The sequence below is a fragment of the Geoanaerobacter pelophilus genome (assembly GCF_018476885.1).
GTDB lineage: Bacteria > Desulfobacterota > Desulfuromonadia > Geobacterales > DSM-12255 > Geoanaerobacter > Geoanaerobacter pelophilus.
On sequence record NZ_JAHCVJ010000003.1, the window covers coordinates 410275 to 435046 of the forward strand.

At 56.7% G+C, this 24772-nt stretch carries 22 protein-coding genes; 1 reads left to right on the forward strand and 21 read right to left on the reverse strand.

Features of this window, described 5'->3' with window-relative positions; translation table 11 throughout:
• Positions 1-19: 19 nt before the first annotated feature.
• Positions 20-1198, forward strand: a complete 1179-nt coding sequence (locus KI809_RS09995; RefSeq protein WP_214171391.1) for a methyl-accepting chemotaxis protein — start codon at positions 20-22, stop codon at positions 1196-1198.
• A gap of 51 nt (positions 1199-1249) precedes the next feature.
• Here KI809_RS09995 and KI809_RS10000 read toward each other — a convergent pair whose 3' ends face one another.
• The 21 genes from KI809_RS10000 to thiS all read right to left on the reverse strand — a co-directional run bounded on the left by KI809_RS10000 (position 1250) and on the right by thiS (position 24759).
• Positions 1250-2926 carry a response regulator gene (locus tag KI809_RS10000; RefSeq protein ID WP_214171392.1) on the reverse strand — a complete coding sequence of 559 codons (1677 nt, stop codon included), beginning with the start codon at positions 2924-2926 and terminating at the stop codon, positions 1250-1252.
• Positions 2927-2940: 14 nt separating this feature from the next.
• A complete protein-coding gene (locus KI809_RS10005; RefSeq protein WP_214171393.1) occupies positions 2941-3318 on the reverse strand; it encodes a response regulator in 378 nt (125 codons plus the stop codon).
• A complete protein-coding gene (locus tag KI809_RS10010) occupies positions 3315-5090 on the reverse strand; it encodes an MASE1 domain-containing protein (RefSeq protein ID WP_214171394.1) in 1776 nt (591 codons plus the stop codon). The genes KI809_RS10005 and KI809_RS10010 overlap by 4 nt, the downstream gene beginning before the upstream one ends.
• Positions 5091-5093: 3 nt before the next feature.
• On the reverse strand, positions 5094-6230 hold the full coding sequence (locus KI809_RS10015; RefSeq protein ID WP_214171395.1) for a response regulator: 1137 nt from the start codon (positions 6228-6230) through the stop codon (positions 5094-5096).
• A gap of 3 nt (positions 6231-6233) precedes the next feature.
• The gene (locus tag KI809_RS10020; RefSeq protein ID WP_214171396.1) at positions 6234-8342 is read right to left on the reverse strand and encodes an ATP-binding protein; all 2109 of its coding nucleotides are present in this window, start codon (positions 8340-8342) and stop codon (positions 6234-6236) included.
• A gap of 83 nt (positions 8343-8425) precedes the next feature.
• Positions 8426-10285 carry a sensor histidine kinase, YfiR-like protein-associated gene (locus KI809_RS10025; protein WP_214171397.1) on the reverse strand — a complete coding sequence of 620 codons (1860 nt, stop codon included), beginning with the start codon at positions 10283-10285 and terminating at the stop codon, positions 8426-8428.
• Positions 10282-10875: a TOL_0243 family YfiR-like periplasmic protein gene (locus KI809_RS10030; RefSeq protein ID WP_214171398.1), complete on the reverse strand. Its 594-nt coding sequence runs from the start codon at positions 10873-10875 to the stop codon at positions 10282-10284. The genes KI809_RS10025 and KI809_RS10030 overlap by 4 nt, the downstream gene beginning before the upstream one ends.
• Positions 10872-12908 carry a TonB-dependent receptor plug domain-containing protein gene (locus KI809_RS10035; protein ID WP_214171399.1) on the reverse strand — a complete coding sequence of 679 codons (2037 nt, stop codon included), beginning with the start codon at positions 12906-12908 and terminating at the stop codon, positions 10872-10874. The genes KI809_RS10030 and KI809_RS10035 overlap by 4 nt, the downstream gene beginning before the upstream one ends.
• A gap of 372 nt (positions 12909-13280) precedes the next feature.
• Complete coding sequence (locus KI809_RS10040; protein WP_214171400.1) at positions 13281-14309, reverse strand: sulfate/molybdate ABC transporter ATP-binding protein; 1029 nt, start codon at positions 14307-14309, stop codon at positions 13281-13283.
• On the reverse strand, positions 14306-15163 hold the full coding sequence (gene cysW, locus KI809_RS10045; RefSeq protein WP_214171401.1) for a sulfate ABC transporter permease subunit CysW: 858 nt from the start codon (positions 15161-15163) through the stop codon (positions 14306-14308). The genes KI809_RS10040 and cysW overlap by 4 nt, the downstream gene beginning before the upstream one ends.
• The gene (cysT, locus tag KI809_RS10050) at positions 15153-15980 is read right to left on the reverse strand and encodes a sulfate ABC transporter permease subunit CysT (protein WP_214171402.1); all 828 of its coding nucleotides are present in this window, start codon (positions 15978-15980) and stop codon (positions 15153-15155) included. Before cysT ends, cysW begins: the two co-directional genes overlap by 11 nt.
• A 200-nt stretch (positions 15981-16180) precedes the next feature.
• Entirely contained in the window at positions 16181-17179 is a 999-nt protein-coding gene (locus KI809_RS10055) for a sulfate ABC transporter substrate-binding protein (RefSeq protein ID WP_214171403.1), read from the reverse strand.
• 169 nt (positions 17180-17348) lie between these two features.
• The gene (gene cysN, locus KI809_RS10060) at positions 17349-19025 is read right to left on the reverse strand and encodes a sulfate adenylyltransferase subunit CysN (RefSeq protein ID WP_214171404.1); all 1677 of its coding nucleotides are present in this window, start codon (positions 19023-19025) and stop codon (positions 17349-17351) included.
• Positions 19026-19162: 137 nt separating this feature from the next.
• Positions 19163-20068, reverse strand: coding sequence for a sulfate adenylyltransferase subunit CysD (gene cysD, locus KI809_RS10065; RefSeq protein ID WP_214171510.1), 906 nt, complete (start codon positions 20066-20068; stop codon positions 19163-19165).
• A gap of 157 nt (positions 20069-20225) precedes the next feature.
• Positions 20226-21296 carry a tRNA 2-thiouridine(34) synthase MnmA gene (mnmA, locus tag KI809_RS10070; RefSeq protein WP_214171405.1) on the reverse strand — a complete coding sequence of 357 codons (1071 nt, stop codon included), beginning with the start codon at positions 21294-21296 and terminating at the stop codon, positions 20226-20228.
• Between the two features lie 15 nt (positions 21297-21311).
• Positions 21312-22013: a phosphoadenylyl-sulfate reductase gene (locus KI809_RS10075; protein ID WP_214171406.1), complete on the reverse strand. Its 702-nt coding sequence runs from the start codon at positions 22011-22013 to the stop codon at positions 21312-21314.
• Positions 22014-22142: 129 nt separating this feature from the next.
• Positions 22143-22367, reverse strand: coding sequence for a sulfurtransferase TusA family protein (locus tag KI809_RS10080; protein WP_214171407.1), 225 nt, complete (start codon positions 22365-22367; stop codon positions 22143-22145).
• Positions 22364-23326, reverse strand: coding sequence for a ferredoxin-like domain-containing protein (locus KI809_RS10085; protein ID WP_214171408.1), 963 nt, complete (start codon positions 23324-23326; stop codon positions 22364-22366). Before KI809_RS10085 ends, KI809_RS10080 begins: the two co-directional genes overlap by 4 nt.
• Before the next feature lie 10 nt (positions 23327-23336).
• Positions 23337-23735, reverse strand: coding sequence for a M67 family metallopeptidase (locus KI809_RS10090; RefSeq protein WP_214171409.1), 399 nt, complete (start codon positions 23733-23735; stop codon positions 23337-23339).
• Positions 23735-24547, reverse strand: coding sequence for a HesA/MoeB/ThiF family protein (locus KI809_RS10095; protein WP_214171410.1), 813 nt, complete (start codon positions 24545-24547; stop codon positions 23735-23737). Before KI809_RS10095 ends, KI809_RS10090 begins: the two co-directional genes overlap by 1 nt.
• Positions 24547-24759 (reverse strand): sulfur carrier protein ThiS, encoded by a 213-nt coding sequence (gene thiS / locus KI809_RS10100; protein WP_214171411.1) that lies wholly within the window; start codon positions 24757-24759, stop codon positions 24547-24549. Before thiS ends, KI809_RS10095 begins: the two co-directional genes overlap by 1 nt.
• Positions 24760-24772 lie beyond the last annotated feature (13 nt).

Genomic DNA, 24772 nt, shown 5'->3' on the forward strand with positions numbered 1-24772 from the left:
ATAACACCAGGAGGTAACGATGAAATCCCTGCTAGACCTTTACCTGTGCCTGAAAATCCGTACCCGTATCTTCATGCTCTGCATCTGTTACAGCTTCTGTATAATCATAGCGGTCGTGGCGGGACGCTCCTTACCCCTGTCCCAGGCCGTTGCATCCACAGCAGTTTTCGTGGTGCTTGGCATGTTGTTCAGCTGGCTGCTATTCTGGACAGTCAATGATGCTATGCAGCGCATCCTGGGTTATCTGGCCAGGATGACCAAAGGGGACCTGACAGAAACCATTGCCCCGAAACGGAACAACGAGATCAGTACCATTATCCGCTCCATCGGCTCCCTGCAAGCAACCATGCGCGACATTATTTCCCAGCTGTCGCAGACTGCGGAAAAGGTCTCCACGGCTTCGGGCCAGCTTCAGTCCAACGCCGACCAGATAGCCGCAGGGACCGAGAGCGTCGCCTCCCAGACGAACACGGTTGCGGTTGCCAGCGAAGAGATGGCCGCGACCTCCGGCGATATCGCCAACAACTGCATGAGCGCGGCAGACAACTCTTCCCGCGCCAGTGAAACAGCCCGGTCGGGAGCCGAAGTGGTTCGGCAGACCACAGTCTGCATGGAGCGTATTGCCAACCGGGTCAAAGGTGCAGCAAAAACAGTCGAAGGCTTGGGCCAGCGCTCCAACCAGATCGGGGAGATCATCGGCACTATCCAGGACATTGCCGACCAGACCAACCTTCTGGCCCTTAATGCCGCCATAGAAGCCGCCCGCGCCGGCGAGCAGGGACGAGGTTTTGCCGTGGTTGCCGACGAGGTGCGGGCACTGGCTGAGCGCACCACCCGCGCCACCCAGGAAATCAGCGGCATGATCAAGGCTATTCAACACGAAACAGGTGGAGCAGTTGCCGCAATTGAGGAAGGGGTTGCCGAGGTTGAGAAAGGGACGGAATACTCGGGCTTGTCCGGCCAATCACTGGAACAGATATTACAGCAGATAAATGACGTTACCATGCAGATCAACCAGATTGCTACTGCAGCCAATCAACAGACCTCCACCACCGGTGAGATCTCCAACAACATCCAGCAGATTACGGCGGTAATCCAGCAGACCGCCCATGGGGCCACGGATACGGCTTCTGCGGCAGCCACGCTTGCCATGCAGTCCAGGGAACTGCAGCGACTGGTTGGTCAGTTCAGTCTATGATCTGCCAAAGCCAAGATATAATGTCCCAACCGACAGCTGAAAAAACTGCGTTCAGCCATCAAAAACAGCTCTCAGTTTCCGGGCAAGATCAGTCGGTGTCAGCGGTTTAACGAGGAGTTGGGCATCATCATCCAACAGCTTACGCTCATTAATCAGGTCGTAAGGATAGCCACTGGTAAAGACAATCGGTATCCCCTGTTTGATCCTCTTGAGTTCACCTGCGGCCTCATAGCCATTCTGGTTCGGCATGATGATATCCATCAATACCAGGTCTACCTCAGCGCCCTTTTCACGAAAAGTCTGCACAGCATCACGACCGTCTTTCGCCAACAGCACCCGGTACCCCAAGGTCGTCAAAAATGACTCCAGGTATTGCCTGATCGGCTCTTCATCATCAACCACCAATATGGTCTCGGAGCCGCCCGACATTTGACACTGACCGTCGCACGCCCGACTTGACACAACGTCGGCAGTCATGAGCGGCAACAGGATTTTGATATTGGTCCCCTGGCCAGGTTCGCTGTAGACGCTGATATGGCCGTGGTGCTGCTCAATTATGCCATAGATGATCGAGAGCCCCAGACCGGTTCCCTTGCTGGTTTCCTTGGTGGTAAAGAACGGCTCGAAGATCCGCTGTCGGGTCGCTTCATCCATGCCGATACCGTTGTCGGCAAATGAGAGCAGCGCATGGCGGCCCAATGTGCCGTAACCATGCATCCGGATGAATTCATGGTCAATATCAACGATGTCCGTTCCGATCGAGAGAATGCCGCCACAGGGCATGGCATCGCGCGCATTTGTCGCCAGGTTCATCAACACCTGCTCGATGTGTCCGCCATCGGCATAAACCAGGATATCCTCAACCCGTTGCGACACGATCAGTTTGATGTCCTCGCCGATAATCCGCCGCAGGAACGATTCGACGTTCCGGATGCTGCTGTTGAGATTCAACGGCTGCATTTTCATTTCATGTTTCCGGCTGAAGGTCAGCAGACTGCGGGTCAGATTGGCAGCCCGATCGGCCGCAGCAAGGATATGATCGATGTTATCGTGCAGAGGATCGCCGACGCTCATCTTCAACTTCATGATGGAACCAAAGCCGAAGATGGCGGTCAGGATATTATTGAAATCATGGGCTATTCCGGCGGAAAACCTGCCAATCGCCTCCATCTTCTGCACCTGGCGCAGCTGCTCTTCCAGGAGTTTCTGCTCGCTGATTTTCTGCTCCAGCTCCCGGTTGGCCTGCTCAAGGTCAGCCATCTTCTTTTCCAGTTTGCGGAACAGGGCCTCGTTGTATTCCCGGAGCAGTACCCCCTCATCGGCAGGCATATCAGCAGGAGAGGCAACTGATTTATCACTGGAACCGGCCAACACTTTCCTGATGATTTCCATCAGAGCGTCCGGTTCCTGGGGCTTTATTGCAAAACAGTCGGCCCCCAGGCTGAGCGCCAGCTCCTCGTCCTTCTTTTCGGTAAAGGTGGCCGTGTAAAAGATGAAAGGTATTCCCTTAAGCCGCTCATCCGACCGCCACTCACGGCACAAGGCATAGCCATCCATCACCGGCATGAGAATATCGGAGATAATCAAAGCCGGCTGCTCGCTCCGAGCCGATTCCAGGGCTTCCAGACCATTAGCTGCAGTGCGAACCTCAAAACCGTTCCCCTTCAGCAGCACCTCCAGGAAATAGAGATTCTCTGCAATGTCATCGACAACAAGAATGCTTTGCATGACGCGATTTCTCCTTACAATGCCGGCACCGGCAAATGCGATTCTACCTGCTGCATGAAAGTATCCGGGTTTATCGGTTTTTCGATATAGCCGTTGCATCCGGCGGCAAGCGCCTTGTCACGGTCGCCGGCCATGGCATAGGAAGTGACGGCAACAATGGGAATGCCGGCAAGATCAGGATTGGCCCGAAGTTGCCGAGCCACGGCATACCCATCCATGAGCGGCAACTGGATGTCGAGCAGGATCAGATCCGGCTTCACAGCCGCGGCAAGGTCGATACCCTCCTGACCATCCATGGCAGAAAGCACTTCATAGCCATGCTTTTCCAGGATAAACCTCACCAAATACAAGTTTTGTTCGTTATCCTCGATATAAAGAATCTTCCTTTTCATGCCGATCCCCTTTCCAGCGGAAGTACGAAACTAAAGGTGCTCCCTGTTTCCAGGCTGCTCTCAACCTGGATGCAGCCGCCCATCAACTCAGCCATTTTCTTGCAGATGGAGAGACCCAGCCCGGTCCCCTCGTATTTGCGACTTAAGCCGGTGTCAATCTGTTGAAACGGTTGAAACAGGCGTTCCAGGTCATCAGCCCTGATACCGATACCGGTGTCGGTTACACTGATCACATAGTTACCTGCCTCGGCCCCACAGCGAACGGCAATAAATCCCTTTTCGGTGAACTTGACCGCATTGCTCAGGAGATTGAGCAAGATCTGCTCCACCCGTCGCTCGTCGGCGTTGACTCTTATCACGTCTTCTGCCATGTCCAGCGTGAGCTCAAGCCCCTTCTTCTCCGCCAGCGGACGCACACTCAGCACCGTCTTGACAATAATGGTTTTCAGATCCACCGGCACACAGGTAACGGTCGCCTGTCCAGCCTCGATCTTGGAAATGTCCAGAACATCGCTGATCAGAGACAGAAGGTGATTGGCACTGTTTTTAACCATATTGAGCTGCTTGGCCTGCTCCTCGTTGACCGGCCCCCCCAGTTCCTGCAACAAGATGCCGGTGAAACCGATGATGGAATTGAGCGGCGTACGCAGTTCATGAGACATGGTGGCAAGAAAGGCCGACTTCAGATTATCGGCAGCCTCAGCTCGCTCTTTGGCAACGGCAAGCTCCTGCTCGGTCCTGACCCGCTCTTCGATCTCTCCAGTCAAGCGCTCGTTGGCGCCCTGCAGCTCGGCGGTCCGCAGGGTGACCAGTTTTTCCAGGTTGTCCTGGTATTCCCGCAAACTGGCCTCGGCGCGGTTACGAGTGCTGATAAGCGTAGAGAGGATCAGGGTGGATGCCGAGGCCACCCCGAGATAGGACTGCAGAAAAAGAAGCGCATTATTCAGCGGCTTGCCGGCAAACGGACCTAAGCCGGAGACGGTCCAGAGCAGAAACGTCACCATGACCAGCATCACCATGACGGCCGCCTCGAATTGACCGAAGCGAAAGGCCGTCCAGAAAAGGAGAGGAAATACCAGATATTCCAAGGGTGCATTGAGGGGGAAAATAGTCAGTTCCGCGAGCAGCAGCATTGCCAGCAAAGCGGCAGCTTCTGCTGTCTGCCAGCGGTACCGGCGAAATACGCCGCGCTTTTCCCAGGTAAGGAGCAGTGGAGCAATAATCAGGGCACCCACTGCGTCGCCCAGCCACCAGGTCAGCCACATCTGGCCAAAGCGAGACCAGTCGCTGCTGTAGCTGCAGAAACTCGCGGTCCCTACCGTGGCGCTGATAAAGGGACTGACAAGCGCGCCGAACAGCATGAAATAGACGGTATCCAGGGTGCGGTCGAAAGGAAGCCGGCCGGAACTAAAGCGGTTGACAAGATAGGCGCCAACCAGCGCCTCCAGGGTGTTCCCGGCTGCCGTGCTCAACGCCAGCATCAGTACGGGCAACGACGCAATGGTGCTGCCGGCCACCACCAGGATATTTGCCAGAAAAGCCCCGAGAAAGATTCCGGGCCAGAGCCGCAGCCCGAAAACAAGACAGGCTGCCAGGGCAACCCCGGTTGGCGGCCATACTGCCGTGGCATTGGTCTGATCAAGGGCAAGGAGAAATCCGAGCTTTGCTGTCACGACATAGGTGACAGCAACCGCAATATTCTGAGCCAACCCCGGCAGAAAATGGCCGGGTTGCCAGGTGATCGATGGTATTTTTTCGGCAGCAGAAGACATAAGTTATCTGACCCTGTCATGCACTAGCTGGCTTGATCCACAAAAAACGGCATAATCCAGTGATATCTGTCGGAACTGATCCTGAAGTTCGATGAAAGCTTCGATAACATCAGGGTCAAAATGAGTGCCCCTGCCTTCAGTCAACATCTGCACTACTCTTTCATGCGGCATCCCGTCCCGGTATACCCGGCTGCTGCTGAGCGCGTCATAGACATCGGCAACAGCCATCAGCCGCGCGGCAATCGGGATCTCCTCTCCGCACAGCTCTCGCGGATAGCCGGTCCCATCCCACTTTTCGTGATGGCAGAGAGCAATTTCCTTGGCAATCTGCAGGAACTCCACATTGGCACCAAGAGCCCGCTCGGCATGCTCGATGGCATCCCAGCCAATCCTTGTGTGGGTTTTCATGATTTCCCCCTCTTCCGGTTCCAGGGGACCCGGTTTGAGCAGGATGCGGTCGGGAATGCCCACCTTGCCGATGTCATGCAGCGGCGCCGACTTGAACAGCATGGTGATGTTGCTGTCCGAAAGGTAATCCTTGAAGCGCGGATGAATTTTCAGTTTCAGTGCCAGCGATTTGACATACCGTTGCGTTCTCTGCAGGTGGTAGCCGGTATCCGCATCTCGGGTTTCGGCGAGAGATGCCAGGGCCAGGATGGTGACCTCCTGAATAGCCCTTACCTCGCAGGTGCGTCGTTCCACTTCTTGTTCCAGAAACTGGTTCTTGTCGCGAAGAAAATCCGCTGCCGCTTTCAGTTTAAGATGGGTCTTGACCCGTGCCATGAAGATCGGGGGGCTGATCGGTTTGGTAATGTAGTCTTCAGCGCCAAGTTCCAGGCCGAGTTTTTCATCCTCCATCTCTGCTCGCGCGGTAAGGAAAATTATTGGAATATCCCTGGTTGCCGTATCCGCCTTAAGCCGCCGACAGACCTCGTAGCCATCCATACCGGGCATCATGATGTCGAGCAGAATCAGGTCCGGAGCAGCCTCAGACCTAGTGATCCTGAGCGCCTTTTCGCCACTGTTGGCCACCTTGACCTTGTACTCGTCTTTGAGCAAAGCACTGATGAGCGACAGGTTTTCCGGAATGTCGTCGACCACCAGCACCGTAGGTCTTTTTACCGCGGCGTCATTATTCATCCGTCAACTCTCATGCGCTTGGCTCTCTTTACCCCGCACATCAACCTTCATCACTTTACCCAGTGCAGCAAGTGCCCCCTCGAAGTCGAAGCGCCTGATTAAACCTTCGATAACAGAGAATTCATCGGGGAATGAACCCTTGAGCAGCGCACGGTTCGCGTTTAGCAGATCACCCGCTGAGGCGTCATCGTCACCAAGCAGCTCAGCAAGCTTGCGACATAACGCTTCAACCCTTTCCCGGTCAACAGAGGCCGGCATCAACGCTGGTTTCGCCTCCGGTTGTTCAACAGATCCGGCACTCGCAGGCACTTTGTCCTCTCCGCCACCGAAATCAGCAGCGGATATAGCGTCAGCCTGCTTGCTGCCGGGATTTACCGGCACGGTGAAGCCGAAGGTGCTGCCCTTACCCAGGCAGCTTTGCCCCCGGATTGAGCCACCCATAAGTTCGACCAGTTTTTTACAGATGGAAAGCCCCAGGCCGGTCCCCTCGTATTTGCGGCTCAACCCCGAGTCAATCTGGTGAAACGGTTCGAACAGCCGTTCCAGATCGCCATCCACGATGCCGATACCGGTGTCGGTTACGCTGATCGCGTAATACCCGCCTTCACGGCCACAACGAACCGAAATACCTCCTTTTTCCGTAAACTTGACCGCATTGGAGAGCAGGTTGAGCAGGACCTGCTCCACCCGGCGCACGTCATTGGTAATCGTCCCCACCTCCGGGGCCACCTCGACCGACAACTCCAGCCCCTTTTTCTCAACCAGCGGGCGAATGCTCTGCGTCATCTGGTAAACAGATTCCTGAAGATTGAACGGTTCCTTCACCACTTTCAGCTGTCCGGCCTCAATTTTGGAAATGTCCAGGACATCGCTGATCAGGGACAGCAGGTGACTGGCGCTGTTTTTGACCATATTTAGCTGCTTGGTCTGCTCTTCATTGACCGGTCCGCCCAGCCCCTGTAACAGGATGCCGGTAAAGCCGATAATGGAGTTGAGCGGGGTGCGCAATTCATGAGACATGGTGGCCAGAAAGGCGGACTTCAGCCGATCAGCTGCCTCGGCCCGCTCCTTGGCATGAGCTAAATCCTCCAAGGCTACCCGTAATCTTATGTTGGTTTCCTGCAACGAGAGCGTCCGCTCATCAATCCGTTGCTCCATTTCCTGATTGACCAGTTTCAGCTCCCTGGTACGGGCATTGACTTGATGCTTTAGAACGAAACTTCCGACAAGGCTCATGAGCAAAACAACCCCCAGCACAAGCCCCGAAAGCTGCAACCATTTCGGCAATGAGAATTGCACCTCTTCAGATGTCCAGCGTTTCATCGCCGCATAATATGCTGATTGAGGGTCTTTTTTCATTTGTGATAGATGGCGGTCGATGATTTCCGATAATTCTCCGGAAGCATTTTTGGGAGCAGCGAAGAAAAAAGGGGCAGGGTCAAACATGATCGGGGTATCTTCAAGCCCCGCCTTTCTTGCATGCATCAACCCATAGAACCGGTTGGTCAGACCGGCATCGGCCTTGCCCGCAGCAATCATCTCGAATTCGGTTTTGTAATCCGGCACAGGAATAAAGGAAATTTTCAGACCAAAGTTATTCGCCATCCGGGTAAAAGTTTCGAGCTGGAGCGAGTTTTCCAGGGCGGCAATCCGCTTGCCATTCAAATCCAGAATCGACTGGATTCCGCTACCTTTGCGAGCATAGACCTGGGACCAGCCGGTCAGAACCGGAACCTTGTGGAATAAATAAATCTTTTCGCGACCCGCCATATAAGCGACATCAGGCATCAGGTCGATTTCTCCTTTTGCCAGGCGCTCCAACCCCTCAGCCCAGCTGCCGGAGACATAGCGCAGATTCCAACCTTCGTTTTTCGCTATCTGTTCAATAATCTCGATGAAAATTCCGGAGGGTTTTCCGGTTGCGGAGGTAAATACCTTGGGCGGATTTTCATAGACACCGACCGTAACGGTGCGGACAGCGGCAGATGCGGGATCGACTTGCAAAAAAACCGCGACCAGCAAGACAAGCGCCAGGCAATAACGGACAAAAGAGCCGATAACGGCCGATATCCAGGAAGCACGCCCTCTTGTTGCCTGCTTAAAAGTTACCATGCACAGTCCCCGCAACCGGTGTGTAATGGTTCGACACCCGGCAATCGTCTTCAAAGCCTTGATCCACTGGGCATCGGTATTCTTCACCCATGGTTGGGCGCCCCCCCCTTCCCACTCGTAGCCATCTGCGGCAGTACTTTTTGCAATACGGCAAGCGCGGCCTCGAAATCGAAACGCCTGATTGCCCCTTCGATCAGGGCAAAGTCATGGGGGAAAGCCCCTTTGAGCAGCTCGATATTCGCGGTGAGCAGATCGCTGGCCGCGGCATCATCGGTCCTGAGGAGTTCGGCAAGCGTGAGACAAACGGCTGCAACCCGCTCCGGGTCATTGCAGACCTGGACGCCGGGAATCGGTGGTTGTGCCGCTACCGGTCCGCTCGCTACTGATCCCGTCTCTCCGCCACCGGAATCAGCAGCGGATATAGCGTCAGCCTGCTCGCGGCAAGGATTTACCGGCAAGGTGAAGCCAAAGGTGCTGCCCTTGCCCTGGCAGCTTTCGACCCTAATTGAGCCTCCCATAAGTTCAACCAGTTTTTTACAGATGGAAAGCCCCAGGCCGGTCCCCTCGTATTTGCGGCTCAACCCCGAGTCAATCTGGTGAAACGGCTTGAACAAACGTTCCAGATCGTCATCTTCGATGCCGATACCGGTGTCGGTTACGCTGGTCACGTAATACCCGCCTTCACGCACACAACGAACCGAAATGCTCCCCTCTTCCGTGAACTTGACCGCATTGGAGAGCAGGTTAAGCAGAACCTGCTCCACCCGGCGCACATCATTGGTAATCGTCCCCACCTCCGGGGCCATCTCTACCGACAACTCCAGCCCCTTTTTCTCAGCCAGCGGGCGTATGCTCTGCGCCATCTTGCCAACAGATTCCTGAAGGTTGAACGGTTCCATCGTCACTTTCAGCTGTCCGGCCTCGATCTTGGAAATGTCAAGAATGTCGCTGATCAGCGACAACAGATGATTGGCGCTGTTCTTGACCATGTTGAGCTGCTTGGCCTGTTCATCGTTGATCGGTCCGCCCAGCCCCTGCAGCAAAATGCCGGTAAAACCGATGATGGAGTTGAGCGGCGTGCGCAATTCATGAGACATGGTTGCCAGAAAGGCAGATTTCAACTGGTCGGCAGCTTCGGCTCGCTCTTTGGCCTCCTGCAGCTGAACTGTCCGTTCCGCCACCCGCTGTTCAAGGCTCCGGTTGCTGTCAACAAGTTCCCGGTTCTGGACTTCTATGGTCTCCAGCATGCCGTTAAACGCCTGAACCAGAACACCGATTTCGTCGTCGTTGTCCTGGGATGCCCTTACAGAATAGTCTTTCTCCTGCGAAATCAGCTGGGCCGTGCGGGTAAGCTTGGAAAGCGGCTCCGACACAATCTGTTGTAGCCGGGAAGACAGGAAGTAGGCCGCCAGTCCGGCAACCAGCATAATCAGGACCGTGAAGACAAGATAATTACGCCAGAGAAGATCGAGTTCCCTCAGGTTGGCGCGCACACAGACCGATCCGATCTGCTTCCCGTCTGATTCTATCGGTTCGAATACCAGCAGTTGCCCGGACGCAAAACGCTGTTGGCGGATGCGTTCATACGGCGGAAACGGCTCAGTCTCGCTCCTTGGTGCAGCATACGAAGCGAATACCGTCCCGTTTTCCAGGTAGATACAGGCTCCGGTGACTGACGGCTTGACCCTGAGTGAGGCCAGGTTTTCCCGGGCAAGATAGGGATCATCAAAAAGGATTGCGGCATTGCTGCGGTCGGCGATCAGCATCGCCAGGGCGGAGAGGTCTTGTACCATATTCTGTTTGACATGATACCGGTTGTAAACAGTGAAGGCCGTGCCGGCAACCAACAGCCCGATAATAGTGGTGGTCATGGCGATCAGCAGCAGCTTCTTCCTGATCGGCATCCCTCGGATCAGGGAAATGAGAGTCTTGAGGCCGGTCATTCCACTACCCTCGCAACTTCAAGTAGCTTGGCGCTTACTTTCAAACCAGTCTGACGGATCGCCCGAAGATTGATTTCAAGCTTCACCCGCCCCCCCTCGGTGACAAAACCGATCATCCCACCTTTTTGGGCAAACTGCGGAATATCGCTGACCGTCAAGGTCCGCACCCCATTCAAGCGCTGCAAAATGGAAGGCAGCTGCTGTTCCTCGGACCGGCTTATGAACGCCACACTGCATGTGCCAACGGTTTTCAGGTCTTTAATCCGCTGAACCAACAGTGGCCGGCCATTTGCTTCACGGTTTGAAAGCTCCCCCAACACGGTGCGGATCGGATCGTTGCCAACGATACAGATCCTGAGCGGCTCACGGCCAGTGCCACCTTCGCCCTCAGGCCAGTCGACGAATTTGGTAAAATTATAGATATACGCCGACTTGACTTTATTCTCCAAATCGCTGGCCCATACTGGCCGTAGCGGTATGCCGGCAACCGCGCAGCAAACGACCACCAGCGTCATTGCCCCGGCAGACGCCGCTCTTCGGCAAGCCCTTTTCAACCACGGTAACAGCATGTGCAGACCACGTTTATTCAAAATGTCAGCTCCAGGCTGCCGAAGGCATTGAATCCGGGGTCCCGAAACTGCCACGGCATCTCGTAACGCTTGTCGAACAGGTTGTTAAGATCGAGAGCGGCATTCAACGCATAATCAGCATTTTTGAAGATCATCTTCTGGGCCCGGATGTTCAGCAGCTGATACGGGCCGAACTTCCGGCGGGTGCTTTTCGCGGTGCTGTCGTAATAACTGCCAACACAGTGCAAATAGGGGGACAAGGATATCCCCCAGGGGAGCCGGCCGGTAAGACCGACATTTGCAACATAATCAGGGACAAAGGAGATGTCTGCGCCGTCCTGGTCAGAATCCAGCGGGTTCTCTACCCTGGTTGCCGTATAGGTGAAATTAGCAAATGAGCGCAGGTAATCGGCAAACCGGTGATCGACATTCAACTCGAATCCGTATGAGTGGGCATTGCCGGTATTGATAGAGCGGCTCTGCGACGGCGTGGCACTGACGGCGTTTTCCACGATGGCATCGTCAACCTGGTTGTAAAAGCCGCGGATACCGATAATCAAGGTATCGAGCGGTCGCAGATCAAGTCCCAGATCAGAGCCGATCCCTTTTTCCGGTTTCAGATCGAGGCTGGGAAGCTGGCCGTTTCTTCCTGCAACCCCGGCATCAGAGGCATTCAGCGTCCCCCCTAGCTGCTTGGCCGATGGCGCCACAAAGCTCGATCCGGCATTGCCGTAAAACGCAACCCGCGGAGTCATGTTAAAGCGGGCGCCAACGCTCCAGAGAAATGTGTCCCAGGAGTTGTCGCGCTTGGATGGCGCTGCCCCGTTAAAGAGATCATACGAGTGGTTCGTATAGTTGAACCGCCCCCCGCCCCTCAATACCCATCTGCCAAAGACCAGTTTTTCTTGAACAAAGAGCCCTGCCGAATAGGCGTTCACATCGGTGCCGATATTGCGCACGCCATTAACCTCGGCAAACGACCGGTACGTAGCCACTTGCGAATCCACCCCCACAGTGAGCAGACTGTTGCCGTTATGAGTCACATTGATGGTCAGATCAGAAGGAAAGATCTGCTGTTCCACCCCGTCACGTTCGCGCAGTCCGAGATTGGCCGGGGAGTTGTCTTCTGCCCAGCGGCGATCATAGTTACGGTAGCCGGTTTTAACCTGGAGATTAACCATATCTGTCATCTGGTTGGTGTATGCCGCGTTGATGGTGTCGTACTTATGGTTAAAATCGCGGTTGGGACGACCGGCATCGCCGGTATGCTGGGTATGGTGGGCAAAAACAGACAGCTTGTGATCGTCGCGATCGAACAGATAGGTCAATTTGGCGTATAGTCTGGTTTTCTGGTATTCCGGGTCCTTGATGATGTTCAGCCACGAATCTGCCGTGCCGTAGTTGGTGTAGTCGGACTGCTCATAACCGGCGCCGATGAAGTAATTCAGGTTCTCTTTCCGGTCCTGATGATAGAGACGGCTGGCAAAGGTGTTGTAACTCCCGCCACCGACCATGAAGCGGGTTGCCGGGGCGTCGATGCGATCCTTGAGAATGAAATTGGTGATGCCGGTCAGCGGGGTTTCATTACCGGCGAAATCCATGGTCAGATAGTTGGAATACATGACCGAGGCCGGACCCTTGTGAATCTCCACCTGACCGAAGGCCCACGGATCAAGGCTCATGGAGTCCACAAAAGAATCTATCGGCAGTCCGTCTAGCAGATAGCCGTTGTACTTCGGCCCAAGCCCGCCGAACGAACCCCAGTTGGCATCGTTACGCGACAGCACATTGACAAACTGGCCGGAGGTGTATTTTAGCAGTTCAGCAATATTCCGGTTGTAGGTGGTCTGCTGCTCGAACTCTTCGGGGTAAAACAGCTCGACCTTCTGGGTCACGGTTTCCTGCGATTGGGCTATCTTGGTGTCGGTGACCACCAGGTCAGAGAGCTTTTCAAGGCTCAGGTCGTAGATATTACGTTCCATCCCCCAGGCTGGGCCGGCGGCAAAAACCGACATGCACAGACACAGGGCCATTCCGGAAGGTCTCGATACCATATCAACCTCTTTTCTCAAAAAGCTTACCAGTGGAATGTCCAGTGTTGAAAGATTCTTGATTTACTTTAATCGAAAATTTGACGTTATCAACCGTCATTTCAATAAAAATATCGGGACCTTGCCGTTATTAAATAGCCTTGTTCAGATGGGTGGTGGAAATCGCAAGATTGTATTGAGGAGAGAGGGTCTAGAGGGTGCAATGGGCCAGAGACACAACAGACAGTTAACACTTTGAAAACAAAGCCTTTTGCATCTTATGCTTTACAAATAACCTGCTTGTAGATTGATAAATTCGCCCTTCAAGCAGGTTGTTAAACCTTTCGGAAATGGTATCACTCAGGCAGGTTAATCCTGCCAGAACACCAAATAATATTAGATCTGGTAATCCTCGACAAACACCACCAGGTTTTTCGGTGACACGTAAACCTGCTCACCGGTGGTGAACCATAACGCCTCGTGCTTCTCCCGCGGGATCTCCGCCTCCATCGAACCGTTATTGTCAACGCGGACCAGCTCAAGCCGCACAATCGCCCCAAGAGGGAGCACCCGCGCTACGGTAACCGCAATGGCCCCGTTGCCGGGGTCCTGGCGGCTGACATCGATCTCATGGGGGCGGGCATAGCCGACCGAATGACTCTCAGCAGAAACAGCCTGACCTGCCTGGGGCCGGGCATGGAACATGTTGACCGTGCCCAGGAACGAGTAGACAAAGGGTGACGCAGGACGGCTATAGACCTCGTCCGGCGTCCCCTGTTGCTCGATCTTCCCCTTGTTCATCACCACGATCCGGTCGGCCACCTCCAGCGCCTCTTCCTGGTCATGGGTCACGAAGACGCTGGTGACGTGGATCTCGTCATGCAGCCGCCGCAGCCAGCGGCGCAGCTCGATCCGCACTTTGGCGTCCAGAGCGCCGAACGGTTCATCCAGAAGCAGCACCTTCGGCTCCACTGCCAGGGCCCGGGCCAGGGCCACCCGCTGGCGCTGGCCACCGGAAAGCTGGGCCGGGTAACGATCGGCAATCCCTTCCAGTTGAATCAGCTTGAGCAGTTCATGCACCCGCTCACGGATTGCCGCCTTGGACGGCCGTTCCTTGCGAGGCCGCACCGTCAGGCCGAAGGCGACATTATCAAAGACCGTCATGTGCCGAAACAGGGCATAATGCTGGAACACGAAGCCGACCTGCCGTTCCCGGACATCGTCATGGGCATTTTCGCCGTTGAACAGGATCTCACCGCGGTCCGGCGATTCCAGTCCGGCAATGATCCGGAGCAGCGTGGTCTTGCCGCAGCCGGACGGGCCGAGCAGCGCCACCAGCTCGCCCGACGGCACGGTGAGGGAGATATCCTGCAGGGCGGTGAACGCCCCGAACTGTTTGGCTACGCCGCTGACTTCGATGCTCATGACTGAATCTCCTGTCTCTTCATCCTGAATTCCACCCAGCTTTTTACCACCAGGGTCACCAGCGCCAGCAGGGCCAGCAGCGAGGCAACAGCAAAGGCGGCGGCGTAGTTGTATTCGTTATAGAGGATCTCCACCTGGAGCGGCACGGTATTGGTCATCCCCCGGATATGGCCGGACACCACGGAAACCGCGCCGAACTCCCCCATGGCCCTGGCGTTGCAAAGGATCACCCCGTAGAGCACCCCCCACTTGACATTGGGCAGGGTGACCAGGAAAAAGGTCTGCAGGCCGCTGGCGCCCAGGGTCAGGGCCGCCTCTTCCTCTTCCCGCCCCTGCGCTTCCATCAGCGGGATCAGTTCCCTGGCCACAAACGGGAAGGTGACGAAGATGGTGGCTAGAATGATCCCGGGAGCGGCAAAGATGATCTTCAGGTCATGGTCCTGCAACCAGGGCCCCAGCCACCCTTGGAGTCCGAAGAGCAGCACATAGATCAGACCCGATATTACCGGCGATACCGAAAACGGTAGGTCGATCAGGGTGAGCAACAGGCTCTTGCCCGGAAAGGCAAACTTGGCAATGGCCCATGAGGCTATCAGGCCGAAGACCAGGTTGAGCGGCACGCTGATCCCAGCCACCAGCAGAGTAAGCTTGATGGCCGACCAGGTATCCGGCTCCTTGAGTGCGGCCAGGTAGGACTCCCACCCTTTGGAAAACGCTTCGCTGAAGACCGCGGCCAGCGGCACGAACAGGAACAGGGTAAGGAACAGCAGGGCAATGGCAACCAGCAGCCAGCGCACCTGCGCCGGTTCGGTGTTAGTGCGGTTCCCGTGTCGTGCCGATAAATTATGCTGCATAGCGCCGACTCCATTTCTGCAGGATATTAATCACCAGCAGCATGACAAAGGAGATGACCAGCATCACCGAGGCAATGGCTGTGGCGCCGGCATAGTCGTATTGCTCCAGCTTGGTGATGATCAAGAGCGGCGTGATCTCCGACTTCATCGGCATGTTGCCGGCAATGAAGATGATCGAGCCATATTCCCCTACCCCGCGGGCGAAGGCCAGGGCAAAGCCGGTAATGACTGCCGGGGTGATCGACGGCAGCAGCACCCGCCGGATGGTCTGCCAGCGGTTGGCTCCCAGGCAGGCCGCCGCCTCTTCAAGCTCAGGCTCCAGCTCTTCCAGCACCGGCTGGACCGTGCGCACCACAAACGGCAGGCCGATAAAAACCATGGCCACCGTGATGCCGAGCGGGGTAAAGGCCACCTTGATCCCGGCCGCTTCCAGATATCTGCCGAGCCAGCCGTTGGCTGAATAGACCGTAGCCAGGGTGATGCCGGCCACAGCCGTAGGCAGGGCAAAAGGGAGATCCACCAGGGCATCGGCCAGCCGTTTTCCGGGAAAGCGGTAGCGAACCAGCACCCAGGCAACCAGGGTGCCGAACAGCGCATTAACCAAGGCTGCGGCAATGGCGGCGCCAAAGGTCAGGCGAAACGAGGCAATGACTCGCTCTGCCGTGACCGTTGCCCAAAAATCGCCCCAGCTCAGGGTTGCGCTCTTGAAGAACAGCGCCGACAAGGGGATCAGGACGACGATGCTCAGGTAGAAGATGGTGTAGCCAAGGGTCAGACCGAAGCCGGGGAGAACTCTGTTATGCGGAGATTTGTTCATGCGCTTCCTCTCGCTCGGGATCATGCAGAACCGAATTGTCAGTAGGTGGGGCGGCCACAAGGCCGCCCCTCAAAACAAAATTTAGAAATGAGAATTTTTTCGCAAGATCAAGGCTGTCGAAGGATTGCGCGGAGCATAGCAGCGCTACGCCGCACAAGGAATCCTGCAGACTTACGCAGATATTGCGGAAAAAGATCATTTCATCGGGCGTAGATCTGATCAAAGACTCCGCCGTCAGCAAAATGGGTCTTCTGGGCCTTCTGCCAGCCGCCGAACAGCTCGTCGATGGTGAACAGCTTTACTTTGGCCAGATTGGTCGGCACCTTCTTGTCGATGGGACGGTAGTAATGCTTGGCAGCGATTTTCTGGCCTTCCGTGGTGTAGAGATACTTCAGATACTCCTCAGCCACTTTGCGGGTGCCGTGCCGGTCAGCAACCTTATCGATCACAGTTACCGGCGGTTCGGCAAGGATGGACAGTGACGGGGTCACGATCTCGAACTTGTCCGGGCCGAGCTCGTTGATCGCCAGATATGCCTCGTTCTCCCAGGCCAGCAGTACATCGCCCAGGCCGCGCTGGACAAAGGTGTTGGTGGAACCGCGCGCTCCTGAGTCAAGCACTGGAACATTCTTCAGGATCTTGGCGACAAACTCCTTGGCCTTGGCCTCGTTGCCCCTCTTCTGCTTCAGGGCATAGCCCCAGGCAGCCAGGTAGTTCCAGCGGGCGCCGCCAGAGGTCTTGGGGTTGGGGGTGATAACCGATATGCCAGGTTTTGCCAAGTCGTTCCAGTCCTTGATCTTCTTGGGATTCCCCTTGCGCACCAGGAAGACGATGGTGGAGGTGTAGGGCGAGCTGTTGTGCGGCAGCTCCTTTTGCCACCCCTGCTTGATCAGCCCCTTTTCGGCAATGGCGTCAATGTCGTAGGCCAGAGCCAGGGTGACGACATCAGCCTCAAGGCCGTCGATCACCGACCGAGCCTGCTTGCCGGAACCACCGTGGGACTGCTTGATGGTGACGGTCTCGCCACTCTTTCCTTTCCAGTACTTGGCAAAGGCGCCATTGAAATCCTGATACAGCTCGCGGGTCGGGTCGTACGAGACATTGAGCAACGTAGTTTCGGCAGCGGCCACAGTTGCAATCGAGAGAGACAACGCCAGTGCGACAACCGCAGTAACCTTTTTCAACAATCCTGTTTTCATTGGATACTCCTTTTGTAGTCTGTAGATTTAGTAGATTTTTACCTGGAAATAAATCCCCTCTTTACAAGGGGCACAATTAAATATAAACTCTATGGACTTTATGATTACAGTAGCCGACCAATAATGTCAAGAAAAAGTTTTCGGGCTGTGCTGTCTTTTTCTCAGCCGTTCATATCCCGGTCCCGTCGTTATCCGACAAACCATTTTTCAGCCTGGTGCTCCGTCTGAAGAGCAGCGCGCTCATGCCGTCGGCAGTACGGTCAAATTCGAATGACAGGCTCTGGTCGAAGGCTAGTTGCGCCACTGCAGTCACCTGCCCCACATCCCGCAGCCGGAACAGGACCCGGTTCCCCTTGCCGAGATAGTCGAGGAAGCTATCCGACACCTCGAATGCCAGCACCCCACCTTCCCCGGCCAGGTCTACGACACTCACTCCGTGCCCGGCAATGGCCCCTTCGTTCAAGGGGATGCGCCTGGGGAGAGAGCTTTCTGCCTCAGTACCATCCGTGGCAATTGCCGTCTCCCGCCCAGTGAGGTTTTCCGGAGCAGTCGCGTTCACCATGCCGGCCGCCACAGTGGCGTTGCTGAAACGGTCGATCAGGATGAAACTGCCGGTATTCCGATTGTGCTGATAACTGTCGAAAGAGATCGGGCGGTCGAGTTCCAGGCGCGCAACGCCGATTTCATTCAGCCCAAGGGTCGGCACCTGCTTCTGCTCCAGGGTATTGACATCCACGCCATACTGAATGCTGGTGACCCGGCCGGGGGTCACGGCCGTAGCGGTCCGCACCAGGTAGACCTGGCCGATTTGCAACGGCTGGTCGTGCATCCATACCAGGTACGCCTCGGGATGGCGGGCATGGAGCGGCGGAGCTTCCGGCGAGGTCAGCATCTCCCCGCGGCTGACGTCGATCTCGTCCGTAAGTGTCAGGGTCACGGCCTGGCCGGAAACCGCCTCATCCAGATCGCCATTCATGGTAACAATCCTGGCCACCCGGCTGGTGCGGCCCGACGAGGCGACCCGCAGCTCATCCCCCGGACGGATGGTACCGGCAGCGATGACGCCGCAGAAACCGCGGAAATCGAGGTGAGGACGGTTTACCCACTGCACCGGCATCCGGAACGGCTGTTCCCGGTTATCCCCTGCCACCGGAAATTCCTCCAGAAAGCTCATCAGGGTCGGCCCGGCGTACCAGGGGGTGTTGGGACTGGGCTCGATCATGTTGTCGCCGTTCAGCGCCGAGAGGGGGATGGCGGTAATAGAGGCAAAACCGAGCGGGCTGGCGAACTGCCGATAGTCGCTGACAATGGCCTCGAACTGTTGCTGGTTGAAGTCAATCAGGTCCATCTTGTTGATCGCCAGCACCACATGCTTGATGCCGACCAGCGAGACCAGGAAGCTGTGACGCCGGGTCTGGGTCAGCAAGCCCTTGCGGCTGTCCACCAGGATTACCGCTACCTGGGCGGTGGAAGCGCCGGTAACCATGTTACGGGTATACTGCTCATGACCGGGGGTGTCGGCGACGATGAACTTGCGCTTGTCAGTGGAGAAGAATCGGTAGGCGACATCAATGGTGATCCCCTGTTCCCGCTCCGCCTGCAGTCCGTCCAGCAACAAGGCATAGTCGATGGCGCCCCCCTGGGTGCCGACCTTCTTGCTGTCAGACTCCAAAGCTGCCAACTGGTCCTCGAAGACCATCTTGGAATCCCACAACAACCGGCCGATCAGGGTGCTCTTGCCATCATCGACGCTGCCGCAGGTGATGAACCTGAGCAGCGACTTCTCTTCCTGGCTCTTGAGATACGCCAATATATCTTTTTCGATCAATTCAGACTGATGGGCCATCGTTGTTTTCCTTTATCCGGGCCGAGGATTTTTCGTTCTGGCAAGGCTGTCGAGGCGGCAGGCGGAGGCGTAGCAGCGCTACGCCGCACAACTGCCGGTGATGACTTACGCCGCCAGAGCGGAAAAGCGTCGGCACGTTAAAAATATCCCTCTTGCTTCTTCTTCTCCATAGACCCGGCCTGGTCGTGATCAATTAATCTACCCTGGCGCTCCGAGGTACGGGTGAGCAGCATCTCCTGGATGATCTGCGGCAGGGTGTCGGCCTCGGATTCCACTGCGCCGGTGAGCGGGTAGCACCCCAGGGTACGGAAGCGGACCGATTTGTACTGGATGGTTTCCCCAGGCTTGAGATCCAGGCGGTCGTCATCCACCATGATCAACATGCCGTCCCGCTCCACCACCGGCCGCACCGCGGCATAGTAAAGCGGCACGATCGGGATCTGCTCCAGGTGGATGTACTGCCAGACATCGAGCTCGGTCCAGTTGGAGAGCGGGAACACCCGGATGCTCTCTCCCGGCTTGACCCGGGTGTTGTACAGGTTCCAGAGTTCAGGACGCTGGTCCTTGGGGTCCCAGCGGTGACTGGCGCTGCGAAAGGAGAAGATCCGTTCCTTGGCCCGCGATTTTTCCTCATCCCGCCGAGCGCCGCCAAAGGCGGCATCGAACTTGTACTTGTCCAGCGCCTGCCTGAGACCTTCGGTTTTCATGATATCGGTATAGAGCGCCGATCCGTGGGTAAAGGGTGAAATCCCCTGCTGAACCCCCTCCTCGTTCACATGCACGATCAGGTCGAGTCCGCATTCGGCAGCCATCCGATCCCGGAACTGGATCATCTCGCGGAACTTCCAGGTGGTGTCCACATGCAACAGCGGAAACGGCGGCACCGCCGGAAAAAAGGCCTTGCGGGCCAGGTGCAGCATGACCGCCGAGTCCTTGCCGATGGAGTAGAGCATCACCGGATTGCTGAATTCGGCCACCACTTCGCGGAGGATGTGGATGCTTTCGGCTTCCAACTGCTGCAAGTGGGTCAGGTTTTTACTCATCATCTTTCCTCATTACGAATGTGGCTTTTGCGCCAGAGCTGCGTAAGTCTTCGGGATTCCTTGTGCGGCGTAGCGCTGCTACGCCTCCGCGCAATCCCTCGACAGCCTTGCTCTGACACAAAATCCGCATCCGGCAGGTCATAAATCAATATTTCTGTCATTCGATCCAGCCGCCGCCCAGTACTCGCGCTCCGTCGTACAGTACTGCGGCCTGGCCCGGAGTTACGGATGTCTGTGGCTCGTCAAATTCCACTTTAAAGCGGTTATCCGAAAGCATGACCACTGTGCAGGGCGCTGGTTTATGCCGGTAGCGGATGCGGCAGCTGGCCCGGAACTCTGCTGTCTGGGGCGGCACGCTCCAGGTTGCCTGGCTGGCGGTCAGCGAGGTTGTTGCCAGTTCAGCGTGCGAACCTACGATGATCCGGTTATTGCCGGTATCGATGGCAGATACATGCAGTGGATGCGGCCAGGCAATGCCGAGCCCCTTGCGCTGACCGATCGTATAACGGTGCACACCGGCGTGACGGCCGACCACGGTGCCGTCTTTGGTCACGATCTCGCCCGGCAGTTGGCCGACGCCATGGGTTTCCAGGAACTGCACGTAATCATTGTCCGGGATGAAGCAAATCTCCTGGCTCTCATGCTTTTGCGCCACCGGCAGCTCGAATTTGGCGGCAAGCTTTCGCACCTCAGTTTTTTCGAGCAGGCCGACCGGAAACACAACCTGCTGTAACTGCTCCTGGGTCAGAGTGAAGAGAAAATAGGACTGGTCCTTGGCCGGATCGAGCCCCTGCAAAAGCCATCGCCGCCCGGAGTCATCCGTTTCGATACGAGCATAATGGCCTGTTGCCAGCAGCTCTGCACCCATCGCCTTTGCCTTCTGCAGCAGCAGATCGAACTTGATCAGTTCATTGCAGCGGATACAGGGGTTGGGGGTGCGCCCGGCAGCGTACTCGGCGATGAAGTAGTCGATCACCAACTGCCTGAACTCGGCCCGCATATCCAGAACCTCGAAAGGGATCCCCAGCTTCCTGGCCACCCGACCGGCGTCCATGACGTCATCGAGCGAGCAACAGGTCTTGACCCGGCAACCCGGTTCCTTGGGCAGCGGATCATAGAGCTGCAAAGAGACCCCGGTCACCTCGTACCCCTGCTTCTGCAGCAGGGCCGCGCTGACCGAGGAATCAACCCCGCCGCTCATGGCTATGAGAACACGCTTGTTAGTCATTTTCAGTGCTTTCCATCATCGCCTGTGCAGGCCGCATTCCTTATTATTTGGATCTTCCCACCACCACCGTCCGGCCCGGGAATTCTCCCCCGGTTGCACCGCCCTGGTGCAGGGGGCACAGCCGATGGAGGGGTATCCCTGGCGGTGCAGCCGATTGACCGGCAGACGCTGCGCCTCCGCATATTCCCAGAGCTGGCCACTGCTCCAGTTGAGCAGCGGATTGATCTTCACAATGCCGTTGTTGGCCTGGTCAAGCTCAATAGCAGCAACAGCGGCGCGGGTGACGCTCTGTTCCCGGCGCATGCCGGTAACCCAGCCGGACAGCCCGGCAAGCGCCCGCGACAGCGGCTCCACCTTGCGCACCCGGCAGCATTCCAGCCGATTTTCCAGGGATTCGCGGAACGAAAACGGCCCCTTGGCCTGTAGCAGGCATTCCATCGCACCGTTCCGGGGGAAATACCAGTCAATGCTGAGCCGGTAACGCTCGATCAGGGCGTCGGCCACCTCGTAGGTCTCCTCGTTGAGCCGGCCGGTATCAATGGCAAAGATGCCGACCGGCAGTTGCAGAGCTTGGATCAGGTCGATGATGACCACGTCCTCCACCGAGAACGAGCAAGCCAGCTTCACCGGGCCAGCGGCCGCGGTGACGCCGCTGGTCAGGATCTCCTGTGGGGAGGCATCTGGGGATAAAATAATGTGTTGATCGTTAATAGACATATGAACTTCACAACTTTCTAAAAAGCTCCAGATGCAAGGCGCCTGAGGAGCGGAGCGCGAGGCGTACTCAAAGTACGTTGAGCGTTTCGCGACAAAGGCAACACCGCAGATGGACTTTTGGGGAAGTTGCTACTCTTCTCCTTTTTCCAGGGTCAGGACGTAGTGTCCTTCGCTTTCGACTAAACCGAGCAGCTTGTGCCCTTCGGCCTTGAGGCTGCGTGGCACGTTCTTCACCGGCTCGCCGTCATCAAGCAGCAGTTCAACCTTTTCACCGGTTTCGACCAGCTCCAGTGCCAGCTTGGCCTTGACAAAATTGGTGGGACAACTGACCCCCCTGAGATCGATCACGCTCATTGCGGTATCCTCCTTGTCCCCACCTGGGTGTTGATGATCTGCGGCGCAATGGTCGCGGCAACCACCGATTCCGGGAATTTGTTCCGCAACCGCTCCAGCAGCGATTCCGGCCCCTCCTGAATAATGATGTCCCCCAGCCTGACCCGGCCCCTGCCGGTACCCTTTTCTACATACCAGGCAAGCACCTCGGCAATGAACTCCACCACCTGGCTCTCCGGGAGGAAGGTGGCGAACAGGGTGCCGACCAGCGGATAACGCCCCCATTTACCGCCGATCCGGACGGTGTACCCCCGCTTGGCGGCCTGCCAGGCCTCGGTCGGGCAGACCTTGAGACAGTCGCCGCACCAGGTGCATTTTTCCGGGGTAAAATGCGGCAGCTGGTCGTCACCCATGACCAGGGCGCCGTCACTGCAGCTCTTGGCGCAGAGGCCGCAGCCGATGCAGTCGCCTGCATGCAGTTCCGGCAGCACCGCGCCCTGAAAGCCGACATCGTTGATGGCCGACTTGGGACAGTCAAACGGGCAGCCGGCAAAGCCGACCTTGAACTTGTGATGGCCGGTCGGCGTGCCAAACAGGGTCCGGTCGACCTCCAGGGCCGAAGCCTGGGTGTCCACCAGGCCGTTGGGGTTGTATTCGCAGCCACCGCAGGCAGTCGGCACCCTGATCCGGGCGCCGCAGGAAGCGACCCGCTGGTCACCTTCGCCAAGCTCGGCCACCACGGCATCGAAATCCTTGAAATTGATATTGATCAGCTCCACCGACTGCCGCACCGACAGGTGCACTGCCCCCTGGCCGTATTTCTCAGCCACCTCGGCAATCTTCTTCAGCCGCTCCACCGACAACCGTCCGCCTGGCACCCGCAACCGGACGGTGAACAGGTCCTTGCCCCGCTCCTTGATGAAGCCGCCGGCCTTGAGATTATTAAGATCAATCGAGCTCTTCTGCTTCTGTTCCGACATGGTGTCTCCTTTAGCCACTTATTGAAATCGGTTCCGGGGTCACTATCCCCCCTTCGATCCGGTATGCCTTGATTTCCGGCGTCTCCCCTGCCAGGGAGATGATGACATGCGAGACATCCGGGGTCAGCGCCAGGCGGATGTCCTCTTCGGACGGCCGGGCCGGCGTCTCCGGGTGGGAATGGTAGATGGCCAGCATCACCTTGCCCTTGGCCCGCAGCTCCTTGACCACGCTGAACTGCTCCTTCGGCTCCATCATGAAATGCTCATTGCTCCGGTCGCTGTTGGCCATCGGGTAATGGTCGCTCACCAGGCCGTTGAGCCCCCCCAGAATGCCGCACGCCTCCAGGGGAAAATCCCTTTGGGCGTGGACGATCAGCGCGTCGTGAATATTTTTCGGGATGATCAACATTACTTGTTCTCCAGGTCGCAAACGGTCAGGGTATCCAGTTCGTCGTGCAGCTCGGTGATGGTCGGATTGTTACCGCAGACCGGACAGTTGCTGTTGCGCTTGATCGCTACCTCGCGGAACCGCATCCTCAGGGCATTGTAGGTCAGAAGCCGGTTGGTCAGCAGTTCCCCTTTGCCAAGGATGAATTTGATCGCCTCGGTGGCCTGGATGGTGCCGAGCACCCCTGGTAACACGCCGATCACCCCGGCCTGGGAGCAGGTCGGAATCGCATCCTTTGGCGGCGGCTCCGGAAAGATACAGCGGTAGCAGGCCGATTCCCGCGGTTGTATGGTTATAGTCTGGCCATCGAACTGGAGGATACCGCCGTGAGAGTATGGCTTGCCCCCGAGAATGCAGGCGTCGTTGATCAGGAACTTGGCGGCAAAGTTGTCGGTGCCGTCGACAATAAAATCGTAATCCGCAATAATTCCAGTAATATTCTCGGCCGCCACCCACTCCTGGTAGGTCCTGACCGTAACGTCCGGATTGATGGCGGCTATCTTTTCCGCAGCAGAGACCACCTTCGGTTTCCCCACATCTGGAGTGAAATGGATCACCTGGCGCTGCAGGTTGCTGATATCGACCTCGTCGGCATCGGCAATGCCGATGGTACCGACTCCGGCTGCGGCCAGGTAGAGCGCAATCGGTGCGCCGAGGCCACCGGCGCCGATAATGAGCACCCTAGCGTCCAGCAGCTTCTGCTGCCCCTTGCCGCCCACCTCTTTGAGGATGATGTGGCGGGAGTAGCGCTGGATCTGTTCTTCGGTCAGCATCAGCGACCTCCTCCCATGAAGTATAAAAACTCCAAGGCATCGCCGTCCTTCACCTCTGTGCTGTCAAAGGTCGGCCGATCAATGATCTCGCCGTTCAGCTCCACAGTGACGTAGAGCGCATCCTTGACCTTCAGTTCATCAAGCAGCGCGGTGACGCTGAGACTATCTTTGCCTTCTATCCCTGCGGAGCGGCCATTTACGGTCAATTGCATGAGTAGTTATCCT

What these genes read in the sequence shown, in the direction of transcription:
- KI809_RS09995 (WP_214171391.1), top strand. Translation starts at nt 20, where the DNA reads ATGAAATCCCTGCTAGACCTTTACCTGTGCCTGAAAATCCGTACCCGT.
- KI809_RS10000 (WP_214171392.1), bottom strand. Translation starts at nt 2,926, where the DNA reads ATGCAAAGCATTCTTGTTGTCGATGACATTGCAGAGAATCTCTATTTC.
- KI809_RS10005 (WP_214171393.1), bottom strand. Translation starts at nt 3,318, where the DNA reads ATGAAAAGGAAGATTCTTTATATCGAGGATAACGAACAAAACTTGTAT.
- KI809_RS10010 (WP_214171394.1), bottom strand. Translation starts at nt 5,090, where the DNA reads ATGTCTTCTGCTGCCGAAAAAATACCATCGATCACCTGGCAACCCGGC.
- KI809_RS10015 (WP_214171395.1), bottom strand. Translation starts at nt 6,230, where the DNA reads ATGAATAATGACGCCGCGGTAAAAAGACCTACGGTGCTGGTGGTCGAC.
- KI809_RS10020 (WP_214171396.1), bottom strand. Translation starts at nt 8,342, where the DNA reads ATGGTAACTTTTAAGCAGGCAACAAGAGGGCGTGCTTCCTGGATATCG.
- KI809_RS10025 (WP_214171397.1), bottom strand. Translation starts at nt 10,285, where the DNA reads ATGACCGGCCTCAAGACTCTCATTTCCCTGATCCGAGGGATGCCGATC.
- KI809_RS10035 (WP_214171399.1), bottom strand. Translation starts at nt 12,908, where the DNA reads ATGGTATCGAGACCTTCCGGAATGGCCCTGTGTCTGTGCATGTCGGTT.
- KI809_RS10040 (WP_214171400.1), bottom strand. Translation starts at nt 14,309, where the DNA reads ATGAGCATCGAAGTCAGCGGCGTAGCCAAACAGTTCGGGGCGTTCACC.
- cysW (WP_214171401.1), bottom strand. Translation starts at nt 15,163, where the DNA reads ATGCAGCATAATTTATCGGCACGACACGGGAACCGCACTAACACCGAA.
- cysT (WP_214171402.1), bottom strand. Translation starts at nt 15,980, where the DNA reads ATGAACAAATCTCCGCATAACAGAGTTCTCCCCGGCTTCGGTCTGACC.
- KI809_RS10055 (WP_214171403.1), bottom strand. Translation starts at nt 17,179, where the DNA reads ATGAAAACAGGATTGTTGAAAAAGGTTACTGCGGTTGTCGCACTGGCG.
- cysN (WP_214171404.1), bottom strand. Translation starts at nt 19,025, where the DNA reads ATGGCCCATCAGTCTGAATTGATCGAAAAAGATATATTGGCGTATCTC.
- cysD (WP_214171510.1), bottom strand. Translation starts at nt 20,068, where the DNA reads ATGAGTAAAAACCTGACCCACTTGCAGCAGTTGGAAGCCGAAAGCATC.
- mnmA (WP_214171405.1), bottom strand. Translation starts at nt 21,296, where the DNA reads ATGACTAACAAGCGTGTTCTCATAGCCATGAGCGGCGGGGTTGATTCC.
- KI809_RS10075 (WP_214171406.1), bottom strand. Translation starts at nt 22,013, where the DNA reads ATGTCTATTAACGATCAACACATTATTTTATCCCCAGATGCCTCCCCA.
- KI809_RS10080 (WP_214171407.1), bottom strand. Translation starts at nt 22,367, where the DNA reads ATGAGCGTGATCGATCTCAGGGGGGTCAGTTGTCCCACCAATTTTGTC.
- KI809_RS10085 (WP_214171408.1), bottom strand. Translation starts at nt 23,326, where the DNA reads ATGTCGGAACAGAAGCAGAAGAGCTCGATTGATCTTAATAATCTCAAG.
- KI809_RS10090 (WP_214171409.1), bottom strand. Translation starts at nt 23,735, where the DNA reads ATGTTGATCATCCCGAAAAATATTCACGACGCGCTGATCGTCCACGCC.
- KI809_RS10095 (WP_214171410.1), bottom strand. Translation starts at nt 24,547, where the DNA reads ATGCTGACCGAAGAACAGATCCAGCGCTACTCCCGCCACATCATCCTC.
- thiS (WP_214171411.1), bottom strand. Translation starts at nt 24,759, where the DNA reads ATGCAATTGACCGTAAATGGCCGCTCCGCAGGGATAGAAGGCAAAGAT.